Genomic DNA, 16,486 nt, shown 5'->3' on the forward strand with positions numbered 1-16,486 from the left:
CATCTATGACTAGGAGTTAACTTATCAGAGTGCTTCAGTCTTTAAAATTGATAATTCGCAGCGACAGGTAACCAACGCCCCATTCCAAAACTTCGGCGTTGTACACGAATAATAGGCGGAGCTTGGCGTCGTTTAAATTCTGCGCGATTAACCATTTGGTGTATTCTTTCAACTTCCTTTTCTGCTAAAGACGCAGCAGAAATGATTTTTTGACAAGCTTCATATTCTGCTCTCTCTAACAAATCACCCTCAATATATAGCTTTAAGACAGCATCGAGTAATGGATAATCAGGGAGTGAATCCGTGTCTTTTTGGTCTTCAGCTAACTCAGCGCTCGGTGGTTTATCAATAATACTTCGCGGAATAATTTCTTTATCGTAAAATTCGTTAACATAATTTGCCAACGCGTAAACATCCATTTTGTAAAGATCACCTAAAGGATTTATACCACCATTCATATCACCATACAGGGTTGCATAACCAACACTCATCTCACTTTTATTACCGGTAGAAACAACCAGCGCTCCGAAGTGATTACTGTATTCCATGAGTTTTCGACCACGAATACGAGCTTGAATATTTTCACAGGTTAACTGACTAGGAAACTCTCCACTCATCGTTTGAAATGCTCTCACGGCAACATCATATTCTTCTTTTATCGGCGCCTCATAAAGCCGGACATCCAAGTTTTTACAAAGGACTTCAGAGTCAGTAACACTTCCCTGGGAAGAAAATTTAGAGGGCATTGTGATCGCAGTCACGCCTTCTGCACCTAAGGCCTCTGTACAGATTGCGAGTGTTACGGCTGAGTCAATTCCACCAGATGATCCAATAACGACCTTGGAAAATCCGCACTTATTTATGTAATCACGAATCCCCAACACGGTTTGACGCCAATAAAACTCTGAGTGTGAATGGTTTGAAGAATAACTAGGTGTAACCTCCTCTGTTACCTTGTTTCGATTTGGTTGTGTATTATTTTGCTCTAAATCCACCTCGATAAAATCAACTGCTTGATCAAACTGAACAGATTGATGAATCTTGGTTCCCACTTTGTCGAGAATGAAGCTGCCTCCATCAAATACCAATTCGTCATTCCCGCCCACCTGATTCAAATAGATAAATGCAGCTTGTGTTTTTTCGACAACTTGTTTCCCGATAAAAAATCGCTCGTTCAATTTATTGATATTACTGGGAGAAGCATTAATAGAAATAACACAGTCTACCCTGTGTTCAGAAATATCATCGACGGGTGTGTTTTCGTATCGATAACCTTCAGCATCTGGCCAAGCATCTTCACAGATAAGAAATCCTAAGGTGTGTCCTTTAAACTCAAAAACATTTGAATTACTACCAGGCTCAAAATGACGCGCCTCGTCAAATACATTATAGGTTGGCAATAATCGTTTGTGATACTCAAACAGAGCTTCACCATTCGCCAGTAAAAGGAGCGCATTGTGTAAAGGACGCCCCGTTTGCTCCAAATTTTTTCTAGCGCAACCGATCACTATCGCTGTATTTCTATTTCGAGTATGAGCGGCTAACTCATTTAATGCTTTATCTTGCGCAATAATTAACGAATCTCTTTTCAATAAATCTTGAGGATAATACCCTGTGAGAGCGAGTTCAGAACAAACCATGATATCAACGTCGTCACCACACATCTGGTATGCAGTTAAAATCTTTTTGAGATTACCCGTGACATCGCCGACTTTATAATTCAGTTGGGCCATCGCGATTTTCATATCAACAACCTATTTTATTTATCGTTCAATTTGAATATTTTTCTAAGATACGTTAGATACTCTTCATCTCGACACATAGTTTTTCCGGGACTATCACTAATTTTTGCAACCGGTTGACCATTACACTGGGTCATTTTAATAACAATACTTAGCGGAGTTACGCCCACGTCATTTGTTAAATTAGTTCCTATCCCAAAGACCACATTAATTTTTTCGTGAAGTGCCGACAAAAGCTCAAGTGCTTTCGGTATATCCAGTCCATCACTAAAAACCAACGACTTTGTTTTTGGATCAATGCCCAACAACTGATAATGTGCAATAACCTTTTCAGCCCACTCATAAGGGCATCCACTATCATGACGGACACCGTCAAATAACTTGGCGAAATACCGGTCAAAATCAGTTAAAAAGGCATCAATTCCAACAACATCAGTTAACGCAATCCCTAAGTCTCCTCGGTATTCTTGAATCCAGGTTTCTAAAGCCACTTTTTGACTATCAATCAACCTAGGACCCAACGCCTGAAAAGCTTGTAAATACTCATGAGCCATCGTTCCCAAAGGGGTTAATCCAAACTCGCGTGCGTAATAAACATTACTGGTACCTACTAGATTACCTTTTATGCTACGCTTTAAATGCTCGAGTACTTTCTTCTGCCAAACATTACTGAATCGACGGCGTGTTCCGAATTCCATGATCTTTAATTTATCACCTAACGGATGAGAGCGAATCAAATCCGTTTTCTCTTTCAATCTTTTTTGTCCTAAATGTAAATCATAATCAGGGTACGTGTTTCTCGAATAAACTTCTTCAATTATGGATAAAACAGGAACCTCGAATAATATGGTATGTAACCATGGCCCTCTGATTTTTACCGATAACTGCCCTTCATCATCTTCTCCTAGTCGTACATAATGCTCATTCAATTGAAACAATTTGAGAAATTGAACGAAATCAGGCTTTAAATAGTAAATTCGACTTAAGTAATCGAGTTCTGAGTCAGTGAATTTAAGTTTGCACAAAGCAACAATTTCTTGCCATATTTCCGAGCTGTATTGCTGAAGGTTAACGTCATTCGTTCGGCACTTAAACGTGTACTCAACTTCAGCGGCTGGATAATGATGCAACACCGTTTGCATCATAGTGAGTTTGTATAAATCCGTATCAAGTAATGATCGTATGATGGGTTTCTTGCTCATTTTCTATCCTTACAACTCATCGATAGTATTTATTATTCGAATGCCGGCGTCTTTCATTTCGATAATTGCCTGACTAACCGTTTCTTCAGCTATTCCACGACACGCTTCCAAATTAACAATAACATTAAAGTCGGCTTTCGCTAATTGCAGCGCCGTGGTCTTAACGCAATAATCTGTTGCCAATCCTCCGATAATAACAGATGTCACTTTCTGACATTTCAAAAATTCAATAACTCCAGTACTCAATTTTTCTGAAAGATCGTGATAACACGCACCGTAGGGATGCATATCGAGTTCAACACCTTTCCAAACAAAAAAGTCATAAGCTTTGGGTTCAGGTAATCCTTCAATCAATTCGAAGCCAGGTGTTCCTGGCACGGCATGCTGATTCCATGTCACATCGACGTTTTCCCCATTGATTGGCGTTAACATTGGTTTTTTATCATCGGCAATCCAAATTGCTTTGGGGCTGTGAGCATCTTTTGAACCAACTCTATATTTAGCAATACGCGCATTTTTGTTCAAACCATCCACGATTTGCGTGCCTTCTTTTACCGGTAATTCATTTGGACATTCCTCAGTGAAAGAATACTGGGCGTCGACATCAAATGCTGCTGTAGTCTCAAAATCCAATGCGTTCATAATGGCTCCTCCTAAAACTTCAACTAAGTTTAGCAACTATCTCAAACTCAACTGAACAATCACATCGAGCTTGCATTTAATATATCACTTAATATACTATTAATAGTATACACAGTGCACTATACAGTCAAGAGGAAATTGGTATGAAGTCAGAAATGCAGCGAATTGCCATTTTGGGGTCTGCCTTTAATCCCCCACACCTGGGCCACCTCGATATTTTGAATCAAATTGCATGGGAATTTGACGAGATCTGGCTGGTTCCCAGCTATTGCCATGCGTTTGGCAAGGTGATGGCGCCTTTTAAGGACAGAATGGCAATGACTCGTAATTTGGCCCAAGCATTTGATGGGTTCGAATGTGATAGCCCAATTAAGCCCCAAATTATTGTTTCAGATATAGAGGCAAGAATTGGCAAAATGAAAGACAGTCCTGTCTACACTTACGATCTGCTTGATCAAGTTGAAACAGAATATCACTCACGTAATAAACGCTGTAATCTAACCTTTGTGATTGGTCCAGATAATGCGGAACCCAAGGTTTGGTCAAGGTTTCATCGTAGCAAAGAGATACTAGAGCGCTGGTCGGTCCGTCGCGTTACCGAGCGAATGTCTGTTAGAAGCAGCCAAATTCGCGAATTAATAGCCGATTTCAATCGACCAAAACGATTACTAATGGCACGCCTTAAATCATTTACTCCATTAGCCATCGCGGATTATATTGGCGAAAAACAATTGTATCGAAATGCACAGTCGCTACGTCATTATTGTTATAATCCCGAAGAAAAAGTCCAACAGCAAGAGTTATTGAGTCGTGGATAAAAAAGAACAAAAATACTTAGAGTCCTATCGTATCCAAAACTATGATGTACCGCTAACGAGTGTCGACGTCGTTATCTTTACGATAATTTCCGACTCCATTTATGCGTTAGTCAATCAAAGGAAAAACCATCCGCATAAATCGTCCTGGGCATTACCGGGTGGCTTTATTGATATTAAAAATGATAAATCTATTGAGTCAACAGCAATAAGAAAATTAGCTGAAAAGACGGGGTTTAAAACGCCCTATCTTGAACAACTGGGTGCAACAGGAAATGGACAACGAGACCCTCGCGGCTGGTCAGTAACCATAACTTACTTTGCTCTCGTCAATTCTGATAGCGTTAATCTCGAATCCGATTGCCGATGGATTAAAGTCTCTACTGAAGGTAATGTCGACGAATCCCTAGCTTTTGATCATAACAAGCTAATAGAAGATGCTTTTCAACGTTTAAAAAATAAAGCGCATTACACAACGATTCCACTGCATGTTTTGCCCAGCGAATTTACTTTATCAGAACTGCAAAGTGCCTACGAAATCATTCTCGGTGGAAAACTTAATAAATCTGGATTTCGACGCAGGATATTAAAAAGTCAAATTATTGAAGAGCTGCCGGGAGAAGTTAGACAAACAAAAACCCGAACGGCTCAACTCTATCGCGCTCTCGAAAATAAGGATTTACATTTTTACATGCGAGAAATTTATGCAAAATAGTCGTTTCCAGTAAGGGAGCGATTAATTTATGCAGAAACAAAGGAAACAATTAATCTCTATTTCTGCATTATCAATTAGGCAACTTCAGCCCTGGTAGTTGTATGTTTTTCTTTAAACTTAAGTTAGTGTACAACACACCGAGAATCACTTATTTGCAATAGGAATAAATTAACATTTTAGTTATAGCGTTCGATTATTTTTGAAAGCTAACTCACCAACACGCCAATGTAGTATAAACGTCTAATGTTTCATTATTAATCGCTCAATAATCTCTGATACGCGTTTTATCAGAAAATATCATTTGTAGAAATTATTTTTATTTGATTAGTTAAACACGCACTCGATGTATACGGTTCATGAAGAAACGTAAAGCGTGCAACCAAGAGGACACAATGATGTAAATAAAAAGATTGGAGAGGTACTCATGTTCAAAAGAAAAACAACGCTATCAGCCTTACTGGTAGTAATCACAATGACATCTGGGTTTGCGAAACAAGCTGAAAAATCAAACATAAAACAAAGCCATTTTATTGCTAAACGAAATACACCAGCAACCGTTTTATCCCTAAATCCTTCAAGGTATTCGCATACCTTATCTCAGCTCAATAAAAGAGTCGACTCGATAGAATCTTTGACTCGCCTGCCGTTGACGAAGCAATCCGTAAAAAAATTAATTGAACCCTACTCAATCATTCATCTGGATAGTGCTGCCAAACATGCGTCTTCCAAGACCATGAGCAAAATAATTGACGCAGCGCTAATGCAAGGAAAAACACTACTGTTAGAGAACACAGAGTACTTACAAAAAGAAAAAATAACTTCACTTCCATTTATGGCCAATGGTGAAATTGTGATCGTAAAACCATCAAAGAAAAATGAACAAGACAGAATTTTCGTATATGGAGCCCATACTGCAGTAAGCGGCTTTACGGTTTCACATAGCAACTCTGCAACTCAACGAGAATCTAAACTGATAACATTACAAGATGGTATTTCAAAAGAGGTTTATCAATCGCCATCAATACACACATTATCGATGGAAGATCGTATTAGTGTTCTTAATGACATTGCTAAACGACTTGAGCAACGAGAAGAAAATAGTTTAAATAAAACAGGAGGCAGTATTGGTTACCCCTGCCCCACGCTTGCTCGTCAAGAACGACTGTGTTGGGCAGCAATTGTCACTAATGTACCTTACCAACATACCGATGAAAATGCCGATTTGAACGTTCTTCATCATTATTCGGTCGCTCAATATCGAACCGATCAGGCTACCGCGATTGCCATTAGCACCCACGGTAGCGCTAATCCCACAATGAAAAAAGACTCCAGTACCCACAAGGCATTTTATTTACACTGGCTTGAATCGGAAATTCGACCAACATCAACTGATTCCATGCAATTGTGGTCGCGCACACCTGCAAATCAAGTGAACACCGTTGCACTAACGTCAACATCAGGCATGACCTTTGGAATTGATGTAACGGCACAGGATAAACCTTCTTTAGGCGCGAATATTTCCTATAGCGAAAGTCAATCCGTCAGGATGGACATTAGTGACTGGGAGTCTAATACGTTAACTCCCGATGGAGTGTCAGCCAAATGGGTATTTCAGCTCAATTATCCAAAATCGATTTCCGACTGGGTTGAACATCCAACTTTCAAAAAAGCCCGGTTTAAAAGTGTCCCTAATATTTCAAAATATGGTCTTCAATACACAACTGAGGCAATATGGGTTGGAAGTAAAAATCTAAGAGGTAGTTTTGAAGCTTCGATGACAACCAAAGTGAGAAACAGTCAGATTTACTTTACGACCAATTCGATTTTTAAATGGGCAGCAACCCGCACTGGTTGGATTCATACGCTTCAAGATGGAGGATATTGGTTTAATAATGCTTGGCTAAAAGCTATATAAAAAATTTTAGAGAAACAGCCTACAAGGTTGTTTCTCTAAAATAGTACAAAAAATCACTCTTAATGGATTGCTCGAGATTCTTCCGGCTTCGAAAAATAATCAAAGTTACCTTGCTTAACGTAATCGGGAACAACAGTAGGAACATGAATACCTATCGACTTCTTAGCGTTTAAATGCTTTGTTAATATACTGGGCACCAACTCAAACCAAAACGGAACGAAAGCTAAATGGCTGCTCTTTTGTTTAAAGGATGAGAAGTGAGGTTGAAATAAAATTACTTCTGTACTCGAATCACCCAGATGCATTACAACTGCATCATCATTTAAGGCTGTTCGGTAAACAATATGCTCAACTTCCGAATGACGCTCAGGCCAACCAGAATGGGGAATTCGATATGCATCAATTTCCATTTCTGCGATCGAGAGCTTTTTAATCTTCACTTTATCGTTCAAAGATATTCCTTGAATTCTTGATTCAATCTTAGAAAAGCCTTTGTGAGCGCGCATTTGTTCAATAGCCTGAGAAGGAGCAATCAATTGCGATGCTGTATTCGCCAATAAAAACTGTATCATATCCTTTGCGTCAAAATGATCTTCATGTGCATGAGTAATCAATACGAGATCAATATCATCGTAAGGTGCGGTATTATTAAATAATTTCTCTCTGATAGCTTCTGGAACAAGAGTGTATTGACCAAAACTATTATGAAAAAATGGATCGAAAATAATTTTTTGTTCGCCTGACACGATCATTACCGCTTCATTGCCTAAATAAGTCGCATGCCCTTCTCCATCGTTTCTTTCGTGCGCACTAATTGATAATACAGAAAAAATAACGAGGTACTTAATGACGCTGAGTTTCATGATAGTCCAGTCGGTAAATCATTTGATGTGTACTTATAACTTCGCAACATCCTAACTGCAACGGCAAAATGTATCAATTCATGAATAAAAAGTGACAAGACGGGATGATTACAAGCTTTGCCCGTTTCGACGATGTTTAAAATAATTCATAGCAAAAAAGGTTATGTAACGACTCTTCCATGAGTCTGTTATAAATCCATTTGATAAGACAAATAATAAAAAATTCTTATTTGACCTTTAAAACAACCCTATATCGAGCCTTTCCACTTTTTAGATGCTCAATGGCGGTGTTTACTTCTGACAAATCGAAAACTTCAACTTTCGGAGCAATATCGTGCCTTACTGCAAACTCCAACATATCACTAATAGTGGCTGGAGCACCGACGGGTGAACCTGAAATGCTTCGCTGTCCTGCTATCAAGGAGAATGCTGCAATTTCAATGGGCTCTAAGACAGCACCTACAAAATGCAGGCGTCCTTTAGGCTTTAACGTTTGCATGTAAGCTTCCCAGTCAAGTTTGACATTAACCGTTGATAAAATGAGATCGAACTGTCCAGCCGATTTCTCGAGAGCTGCCGTATCAGCGGAATTCAAGGTATGGTGAGCTCCCATTTCCAAAGCTTCTTTCTTTTTTGCTTCAGAAGATGTAAACGCAGTCACTTCGCATCCCCAAGCATTTAAAAATTGTAATGCCATATGGCCTAGCCCACCAATCCCAATGACACCCACCTTTGCCGTAGGCTCTAATTCGAATTGCTTCATTGGGTTAAAAACAGTGATACCGCCACAAAATAATGGACCTGCCAATTCAGTCGATAAACTGTCGGGTAACTTCACCACACTGGTTGCTTGCGCACGAACTTTATCAGCGAATCCACCGTGACGACCGATAATTGTCCCCTGAGCTGATCCACATAAATTATGGTCACCAGAATGACATGAATAACAAGTGTTACAATAACCAGCATGCCAACCCAGTCCGACACGATCACCAACGTTTAAATGAGTAACATTAGAACCCGTGGCAGATATAACCCCTGCAACTTCATGACCTGGAACAAAAGGGTATTCAGTCATTCCCCATTCGTTATCCAGCATGCTTAAATCACTGTGGCACAGGCCACAATATTCCACTTCAATTTCGACATCGTCACTTTTCAAAGCACCAGGATCGTATTGCAAAGGTAACAACTCTCCACCAGCTTCTTGTGCAGCAAATGCATTAAACATATTGAATTCTCCAAAATTTGAATTTAAATCGAGTTTTAATTGAAATTCATTTGAACCGTAATTAGAAATTAACGGTATTAAATTGTTCCTTTCGTTATCTTCACTCGGATAGTCTAGTTTTATCCCGACATACGAAGATTTCAGCCTTCGAATCGTCAACAATTAAATTATTGATTAAAACAGTATAAACCATGACAACAATAGAATATTTTGCTGGTAATCAGTGGAATAAAGACTATCAGATTTTGAATGAAATTCCAGCCCAACGGTTATCCGTACATATCAATACTAAAACGCAGTTTGAAATTTAAACGCTAAGCCATTTCCAAAGATACACTACGTTTCAGAATGATTCTTAGAGCTTAATACGAACAGATTTTTTATGAACTTGTTAAAGGGATTGAAATAGTAAATCCTAGACCAACATCGTGTTCTTCATTAATCTTGATGGTGCCTTTTAGTATATTGCTTATTAAATATTGAACAATCGACATCCCAAGTCCCAAACGACCAGCAATTTCAGCATTGGTTTCAAAAGCATCAAATAATTTATTTTTCATACTAACATCTAAGCCTTTTCCATTGTCGAAATATTGAAGTTCCAGATTGTCTTTTGTAACCTTTGACTTTAATTGAATATAAAAGTTGTCATTCATTAGATAACCATGTTCTAAAGAGTTTTCGACAAGAGAAAGCAAGATTTCACCTAACACTGTATAGTACGACTCGATAAGCTGATCGTCACCCTCCAATTTAAACTCAACCTGTTTCCCATTGAGCATACTTAATGAAACTTCCTTAATCATAGTAAACAGTTCATTGGTTGAGAACTTCGATATTTTGAATTCAGATTCGGTTGTTCCGAGTTTTTTCAACTCAGAAATTACGCTCGATGCTTTACTTAAAGCGCTATCAGTCAAACGACAAGATGATAGAATGTCTTCAACATCTTCAGCAATTTCGTTATCGTTCATCGTTTTTAATTTGTTTGAAATATCGGTTATTAAGTCGGCCGTAATTGACGTACTTACTTTTGCATTACCTATCGGGGTGTTAAGGTTGTGAGCAATTTTACAAATTGTACGCGCAAGATAGGCCTGTGACTCGGAGCGTACCAATTCTTGTTTTGTTTTCTTTAACTCTTCAATTGCGTGATTTAAGGCTTCATTTTTTTCTCTAAGCTCGGCAGTGCGTCTTTCTATCGTAGCATTTAACTCATCGTTCAGCTCTTGTTGTATGGCACGATTAGCAAGTGCATCAGCAATAATGGATATAATAGAGGGTACGTAATCTTTAAATACTTGACTTGAATCGTAGGTTTGCACTATTAGCGCTCCAAAAACTCTATCATTATTACGGATTGGCATACCTATCAAGTCATTGGCATGAGTTCCATATTCCTCTCCTGTTTCAACACCCAAGTCTCGACAAATCTCAATTGAACTACCTCTCAGAGTTTTTGCAAATTTGATGATAAATGCTGTTACCGAACCATTGACTAATGCTTTGTCAAGATCGAATGGAAAACGCGGTTCATCATGCTCATCTTCATAATATAACGTATCGACTTTATTGGTTTTAACAAAAAATCGGGCTACGATGATATTTTTAGTTTGCGCTATTTGCTCAATCGTTTGAGCAATGGCTTTCGCCAGCGACTTATCTTCTAGTACGCGTTCCGACTGTCTAATCGCATCTAAAATATTAGCGACAGCTAAAGCACGTGACGTTGATGAAGAAATATCGTCAGTTATTTCATAATAAGGAATGGTTTCCACTACATTAGAAAACTCACTCAAAATTAACTGTAGGTTTTCGATATTTTTTTCTTTCAGTTGGGTCGATGTTTCAAAGACAAAAATAACAGAAGTGTTACTGTTTGCACTCAGCAATACTCCCACATATCGTCCACTAACAACAGGCTTACTAGCAATGTATACATCGCGAACAAATTGAAGTTCCTTTTCTTTTAGAGAAATATTTCCCGAACTGGTTTTCTTTTTAAAGCCATGTTCGTTCACCAACCACATTGAGATTGCATCAGCTTTAAAGTGTTTGGAGACCTTTTTTTGAATATTTTCTAGTAATCCCTCTGCCATCGGATTGCCTCAATGGATAACTCTATCAATCATAGTTGCTCGGACAAGTCTCGTAAAGCATGAAGCATCTTTGTTAGCCTGATGATAAGTATGAATATTATTATCGTATTCAATAGGTTAGCAACATGTCTTAAATTGAATTCAACCTATTAAACAAGATAATAAAATCTACCGAAAACTCTAACCAAGCGACAAAAATGGGAGAGCAGAAAGGACCTAAAAGAAATCGTTTGGTGCGCTCGGCAGGAGTCGAACCTGCTACCTGCCCCTTAGGAGGGGGCCGCTCTATCCAAATGAGCTACGAGCGCAATTCGTTAAGACGCGACATATTAATCTTTTTTTATTCGAAAACAAAATCTTTAAAATAAATTTAAACAAACTTTTCACAATGGGTGTTTACTAATCGAGAGTGAGAATAAATTCATTTAAAAAAGATATCTCATTATATCGATGGAATATAATAATTCAAACTAATCTTTAAAATTCAATAAGTTACATATTTGATTTAAATAAAGCCGAAATATGGACGTATGTCACACTTTTAAAAAAGTTGACTAGGATTATAAGTAGTTGAGTTACGCCACAAGGAGAGGCTAAAAAATGATGTATCAACAAATTCCCGCGCTGTTTTATTCACTCCGATCGAAGTTTAAAGATTCTGAATCGGTTCGAATTACGACGTCTCAGCTCGGTCAGCTGGAGGCACTAATTAAAGATTATTGCCACTACCATGACGCACCTCGGCTCAAAAGCTTGGTTAAACGCATTCATCGGCGAATGGACCAACACGCCGATCACCATTTATGGCTAACTGAATACGAATTCATTCGTGAACATTTAATGTCTGCGATGAAAGAAGTTAAATTTTGCCGTGCCGAAGATAATCCAGAATCTGTCATTGGCGTTTTAAATAGAAGTAATCAAATGACTCACCGTGAGGGTAAAGACAAAACTCGAGTCGATGATCATATGCTGTTCAGCCAGTCGGTGAAAAATATACTCGACAAGTGGATGCATTAAGATAAAAAAAGGCTACTGCAAAGTAGCCTTTTCAATTGAGACTTTTAGTAGTCTCAAACTTATCGAAACGATGGTCTAGAAGACGTTAAATAAGAGCATCTTCGAGTTCAAAAGTTGCTTTGTAACCGTTTTTAATCGAACGTACGTACGCATCAACTTTCGGCATTAAGTGCGCAAAATAAAATTCTGCTGCAACGCGTTTACGCGCCACCTGCTCTTGTGTCAAAACTTCAGAAGCCAACAACTGCTTCATCCATAACCAACCACCGATCACGTAAGCAACAGCATTTAGATATTCGACAGCTCCGCCCTGTGCAGCAGCTCCATCAGTTTTATTTTGCTCCATCAACTCCTTTGTCAGTGCATCAACTTTTGCAAGCTCCTGCTCTAACTCACTACTCAATTGCGCGTATTCGCCGGACTTACCTTGAGCGATAGTTTCACGAATCTCGGCAAACATTTCATCGATGGCTTCACCATTATCCGCACAGACTTTTCTAATCATTAAGTCTTGCGCTTGAATTCCGTTAGTTCCTTCATAAATTTGAGCAATTCGAGCATCTCGAGCGAATTGTTCCAGTCCCCACTCTCGAACGTAGCCATGACCGCCTAACACCTGAATACCATGATTACAATTTTCAAATCCTGTGTCAGTGAAAAAAGCCTTAGCAATCGGCGTTAGCAACGCAACCCGCTTGCCTGCTTTTGCTTTAATCGCAGCATCTTTTGAGTGTTCATTTAGATCGATTTGCATCCCCAAATAAACGCCCAAAGCACGACAAATTTCAGTAACTGAACGCATTGACAATAACATTCGACGCACATCAGCGTGCTCAATGATCGAAGCTCCTTTTTTCCCTTCTCTAGAGCTGCGTCCTTGAATGCGCTCTTCTGCGTATTGCCGAGCGGTTTGGTAAGAAACATCGGCCAAACCAACCCCTTGTAATGCAATCGACAATCGCTCTTTATTCATCATGGTAAACATACAAGCTAAACCACGATGCGGCTCGCCAATCAAATAACCCGTCGCTTCTTCAAAATTCATAACACAAGTCGATGAAGCTTTAATCCCCATCTTGTGTTCAATCGATCCACAAAATACGGTATTGCGATCACCAACACTACCATCATTTTTGACATGAAACTTAGGCACAAGGAACAAAGAAATTCCACGAGGACCTGCCGGTGCATCAGGGAGGCGCGCAAGAACTAGGTGAATAATATTGTCAGCTAAATCGTGCTCGCCACCAGTAATAAAGATTTTTGTTCCTGAAATTTTAAAGGTACCGTCTTCCGCTGGTTCAGCTTTAGTTTTTAGAATACCTAAATCCGAACCCGAGTGAGGCTCCGTTAAACACATAGAACCTGACCAAACACCAGACTGCATGTTTTCCAGGTAAGTCTTTTTGAGCTCAACGCTACCGTGAGCGGCTAGTGCAGCACAAGCGCCAGCTGTTAAGCTCGGATATAACGTAAAGGAAGTATTGGATGCATAAAGCATTTCTTCCACCAAAACGTGCAGTGACTTCGGCAAGCCTTGTCCACCAAATTCGGGATCGCCATTAATTCCCTGCCAACCTCCTTCACAGAATTGTGCGTAGGCTTCTTTAAATCCTTTAGGCGTTGTTACTTCGTTTCCTTCGTGGTGACAACCTTCTTCATCACCATCGCGATTCAATGGATATAAGACATTTTCGGCGAACTTAGCACCTTCTTCTAACACAGCACTGTAAAGTTCGTAGTCAAAGTCTTGAAATTGTTCGATCCCTTCAAATTCTTTTTGAACATCGAAGACGTCTTTTAAAATGAAAGCCATGTCTTCAACCGGTGCTTTGTAAGTCATAATCGTGTCCTGAATAGTGTGTATAAAAAAAGGCTTTAAACTTATCAGGTATAAGTCTAAAGCCCTTCGTTTTGCTTGTAAACTGGTCTAATCAGTTTATGTTTTAAAGTTGTTTAAATTCTAGTCAGCTTTTTCTCTCTCAAAGTCTTCCCAGTACTGTTTGACAGTGTCTTTCATATCTCGGTGCAACATAATCATGCCAAACAAGTTCGGCAAGGTCATTAATGCAACGGTTACATAAGCGACGTTCCAGATAATTGTTGTATCAACCATTGAAGCAGCCAAGAAACAACCAACGTACACTAAACGATACGGCAATACGCCTTTTTCACCGACCAGATAAATTACAGCACGGTCACCATAGTACGACCAGGCGATTGCAGTACTGAACGCAAACAGCAACAGACCAATAGCAACGATATACTCACCATAATCGCCCATAGCGCTACTAAACGCGGCTATGGTTAAAGGCACAGAATGCAACAACGACTTACCAATAATCGAAACATCTTCTGCTAATTGTGGCTTTCCATCACTAACGATGACTTCACCGGTAAAAGGCTTATCTTCTTTCATAAAGCGATAGTCTTCGGCAACCGATTTAGCATTAATTAAAGTAAAGTCAGAAGTAACAGGCTTACCTTCTTTAACGATAATTTTGCCATCGTATGCTTTGACTTCAGAATCCAGCTGATTCACATAACTATACAGTTTATCGATGTCTTCTTGTTTGGTGTCGGTGTATTGTCCGGCAATAAAAGTCATGTCGGAAGTCGCAAACGTATTTTCCATTTTTTGATTCCACACGCCTGACGATAAAATTGCCAATCCGGTAATCGTACAAATAATAATTGTATCAATGAATGGTTCGAGCAAGCTTACCATACCCTCAGAAGCAGGCTCTTTTCCTCGTGCGCTAGCGTGCGCAATTGCCGCTGAACCTTGTCCTGCTTCATTCGAAAATAATCCCCGCGCAACACCGAATTTAAAAGCAAACGCGAAGCTCGCTCCTAAGAACCCACCAACAGCTGCAGAACCACTAAAAATATCAGCAAAAATAGACACAAATGAAGGAACAATATTTTCGTAATTACTGAATATGACGATGAGAGCACCAATGACATAAATAATCGCCATGGTTGGAACGATGGCTTCGGCTACGTGTGCAATCCGTTTAATACCACCAACAATAACTAATGCCAAAAATACTGATAAAACAACGCCAGTGACCCAAACGTCGATATGAAACGTCGTTTCCATAGCAGCAGCAATGCTATTAATTTGTGGCATGTTGCCGCTACCGATAGAACTCACAATGGTTGCGATGGCAAAAATAATCGCCAACCACTTCATGTTCAGCTTTCGCTCCATATAATACATGGGCCCACCTGCCATGGTGCCATCTTCGGTTTTTACCCTGTATTTATGCGATAACGTTACCTCAACAAACTTGGTGGTCATCCCCATGAATGCGGTCAACCACATCCAAAACAATGCAGCAGGCCCACCGAGAAAGAGCGCTAAAGCAACACCACCTATATTACCGGTTCCTACGGTACCGGAAAGAGCCGTCGTTAATGCTTGAAAGTGAGAAGTATCACCTGGCGCGTCTTCCTTCGCGTATTTGCCACGAACAATTCGAGTCGCCTGGCGAAAGTAACGTATTTGAGGGAATTTTAAATAAATCGTAAAGAATAATCCGGTCCCGAGAAGTGCATAAGGAAAATACCATGCTGATCCCAGAAATCCATCGAGCGTTTTGAGTATCTCGTTAAACGTTTCCAAACCCGTGTCTCCAACTTCGTCTTATTTTGTTTGAATAATTTTTAGACTAACCGCAGTGCATACCGCGTTTTCTTTTGATATTTTTGGAAGCTAAGATACCACAGGCAAAACAACACCACCAGAATAAAGGCGGTAGACAACTCGCTCTAAAGCGAGCAACTCAGAAAAAGGACGACCCATTTGATAGGTGTTGGATCAAAACTGAGCACCGTCAATAGAACTGACGTTCACCGATAGCGCATGCGCGTTCCACGACTGATGGACAACTCAATTTCCTCTGGCGCTAACTCCATTGGAAAATAGCAGCCCGACACTTGGGAGCTAGCAAGACTGGCGCCTCTTAAATTACTTTGAGTAAAGTCGATACCTCTCAAGTCAGCGCCTCTAAAGTAAGCACCACTAAAAGAAATACCTGAAGCATCTAATCCACGAAGATCCAAACCACGAAAATCGCAATTTGAAAAATCTAAAGTATCAAGTGACTTTCTCTGTTTATTGAAGTCGTCGACTTGCTCGTTTCTTAACAATTGATACAAAGGATCATCAATTATTTTTACGGCCATGTTGGAAACCTCTTGAAACTATCATTTTTAGAAGTATAGACATAACTTTAA

At 39.5% G+C, this 16,486-nt stretch carries 13 protein-coding genes and 1 tRNA gene; 4 read left to right on the forward strand and 10 right to left on the reverse strand.

Going from position 1 to position 16,486, the window contains the following annotated elements:
• Positions 1-41 precede the first annotated feature (41 nt).
• The 3 genes from FAX86_RS20420 to FAX86_RS20430 are packed head-to-tail and all read right to left on the reverse strand — an operon-like array spanning position 42 to position 3,586.
• On the reverse strand, positions 42-1,745 hold the full coding sequence (locus FAX86_RS20420; protein ID WP_144395353.1) for an NAD+ synthase: 1,704 nt from the start codon (positions 1,743-1,745) through the stop codon (positions 42-44).
• A gap of 14 nt (positions 1,746-1,759) precedes the next feature.
• Positions 1,760-2,944 (reverse strand): nicotinate phosphoribosyltransferase, encoded by a 1,185-nt coding sequence (gene pncB, locus FAX86_RS20425; RefSeq protein WP_144395354.1) that lies wholly within the window; start codon positions 2,942-2,944, stop codon positions 1,760-1,762.
• Positions 2,945-2,953: 9 nt separating this feature from the next.
• Complete coding sequence (locus FAX86_RS20430) at positions 2,954-3,586, reverse strand: isochorismatase family protein (RefSeq protein WP_144395355.1); 633 nt, start codon at positions 3,584-3,586, stop codon at positions 2,954-2,956.
• Between the two features lie 143 nt (positions 3,587-3,729).
• Between FAX86_RS20430 and FAX86_RS20435 the strand changes: the two genes are divergently transcribed.
• The 3 genes from FAX86_RS20435 to FAX86_RS20445 all read left to right on the forward strand — a co-directional run bounded on the left by FAX86_RS20435 (position 3,730) and on the right by FAX86_RS20445 (position 7,031).
• Positions 3,730-4,404: an adenylyltransferase/cytidyltransferase family protein gene (locus FAX86_RS20435; RefSeq protein WP_144395356.1), complete on the forward strand. Its 675-nt coding sequence runs from the start codon at positions 3,730-3,732 to the stop codon at positions 4,402-4,404.
• Positions 4,397-5,116, forward strand: coding sequence for an NUDIX hydrolase (locus FAX86_RS20440; RefSeq protein WP_144395357.1), 720 nt, complete (start codon positions 4,397-4,399; stop codon positions 5,114-5,116). Before FAX86_RS20435 ends, FAX86_RS20440 begins: the two co-directional genes overlap by 8 nt.
• Positions 5,117-5,540: 424 nt before the next feature.
• A complete protein-coding gene (locus FAX86_RS20445) occupies positions 5,541-7,031 on the forward strand; it encodes a hypothetical protein (RefSeq protein WP_144395358.1) in 1,491 nt (496 codons plus the stop codon).
• A 59-nt stretch (positions 7,032-7,090) separates the two neighbouring features.
• On the opposite strand, the gene FAX86_RS20450 is transcribed toward FAX86_RS20445, so the two are convergent.
• From FAX86_RS20450 to FAX86_RS20465, 4 genes are all read right to left on the reverse strand, one after another.
• Positions 7,091-7,894 (reverse strand): MBL fold metallo-hydrolase, encoded by an 804-nt coding sequence (locus tag FAX86_RS20450; RefSeq protein ID WP_144395359.1) that lies wholly within the window; start codon positions 7,892-7,894, stop codon positions 7,091-7,093.
• Between the two features lie 226 nt (positions 7,895-8,120).
• Positions 8,121-9,125 carry an NADPH-dependent aldehyde reductase Ahr gene (gene ahr, locus FAX86_RS20455; RefSeq protein ID WP_144395360.1) on the reverse strand — a complete coding sequence of 335 codons (1,005 nt, stop codon included), beginning with the start codon at positions 9,123-9,125 and terminating at the stop codon, positions 8,121-8,123.
• Positions 9,126-9,505: 380 nt separating this feature from the next.
• The gene (locus FAX86_RS20460) at positions 9,506-11,224 is read right to left on the reverse strand and encodes an ATP-binding protein (protein WP_144395361.1); all 1,719 of its coding nucleotides are present in this window, start codon (positions 11,222-11,224) and stop codon (positions 9,506-9,508) included.
• A 231-nt stretch (positions 11,225-11,455) separates the two neighbouring features.
• A tRNA-Arg gene (locus tag FAX86_RS20465) sits at positions 11,456-11,532 on the reverse strand.
• A gap of 292 nt (positions 11,533-11,824) precedes the next feature.
• Between FAX86_RS20465 and FAX86_RS20470 the strand changes: the two genes are divergently transcribed.
• A complete protein-coding gene (locus tag FAX86_RS20470) occupies positions 11,825-12,244 on the forward strand; it encodes a hypothetical protein (protein ID WP_144395362.1) in 420 nt (139 codons plus the stop codon).
• Positions 12,245-12,329: 85 nt separating this feature from the next.
• Here FAX86_RS20470 and FAX86_RS20475 read toward each other — a convergent pair whose 3' ends face one another.
• The 3 genes from FAX86_RS20475 to FAX86_RS20485 form a co-directional block, all read right to left on the reverse strand.
• Positions 12,330-14,087, reverse strand: coding sequence for an acyl-CoA dehydrogenase family protein (locus tag FAX86_RS20475; RefSeq protein WP_144395363.1), 1,758 nt, complete (start codon positions 14,085-14,087; stop codon positions 12,330-12,332).
• 120 nt (positions 14,088-14,207) lie between these two features.
• Positions 14,208-15,872 (reverse strand): alanine/glycine:cation symporter family protein, encoded by a 1,665-nt coding sequence (locus FAX86_RS20480; RefSeq protein WP_144395364.1) that lies wholly within the window; start codon positions 15,870-15,872, stop codon positions 14,208-14,210.
• Between the two features lie 227 nt (positions 15,873-16,099).
• The gene (locus FAX86_RS20485; protein ID WP_144395365.1) at positions 16,100-16,435 is read right to left on the reverse strand and encodes a pentapeptide repeat-containing protein; all 336 of its coding nucleotides are present in this window, start codon (positions 16,433-16,435) and stop codon (positions 16,100-16,102) included.
• Positions 16,436-16,486 lie beyond the last annotated feature (51 nt).

The sequence above is a fragment of the Pleionea sediminis genome (genome assembly GCF_007570825.1).
Lineage (GTDB): Bacteria > Pseudomonadota > Gammaproteobacteria > Enterobacterales > Kangiellaceae > Pleionea > Pleionea sediminis.

Coding starts and splice junctions, on each gene's coding strand:
- ahr (WP_144395360.1), bottom strand. CDS start 9,125: ATGTTTAATGCATTTGCTGCACAAGAAGCTGGTGGAGAGTTGTTACCT.
- FAX86_RS20485 (WP_144395365.1), bottom strand. CDS start 16,435: ATGGCCGTAAAAATAATTGATGATCCTTTGTATCAATTGTTAAGAAAC.
- pncB (WP_144395354.1), bottom strand. CDS start 2,944: ATGAGCAAGAAACCCATCATACGATCATTACTTGATACGGATTTATAC.
- FAX86_RS20445 (WP_144395358.1), top strand. CDS start 5,541: ATGTTCAAAAGAAAAACAACGCTATCAGCCTTACTGGTAGTAATCACA.
- FAX86_RS20450 (WP_144395359.1), bottom strand. CDS start 7,894: ATGAAACTCAGCGTCATTAAGTACCTCGTTATTTTTTCTGTATTATCA.
- FAX86_RS20475 (WP_144395363.1), bottom strand. CDS start 14,087: ATGACTTACAAAGCACCGGTTGAAGACATGGCTTTCATTTTAAAAGAC.
- FAX86_RS20430 (WP_144395355.1), bottom strand. CDS start 3,586: ATGAACGCATTGGATTTTGAGACTACAGCAGCATTTGATGTCGACGCC.
- FAX86_RS20420 (WP_144395353.1), bottom strand. CDS start 1,745: ATGAAAATCGCGATGGCCCAACTGAATTATAAAGTCGGCGATGTCACG.
- FAX86_RS20435 (WP_144395356.1), top strand. CDS start 3,730: ATGAAGTCAGAAATGCAGCGAATTGCCATTTTGGGGTCTGCCTTTAAT.
- FAX86_RS20460 (WP_144395361.1), bottom strand. CDS start 11,224: ATGGCAGAGGGATTACTAGAAAATATTCAAAAAAAGGTCTCCAAACAC.
- FAX86_RS20470 (WP_144395362.1), top strand. CDS start 11,825: ATGATGTATCAACAAATTCCCGCGCTGTTTTATTCACTCCGATCGAAG.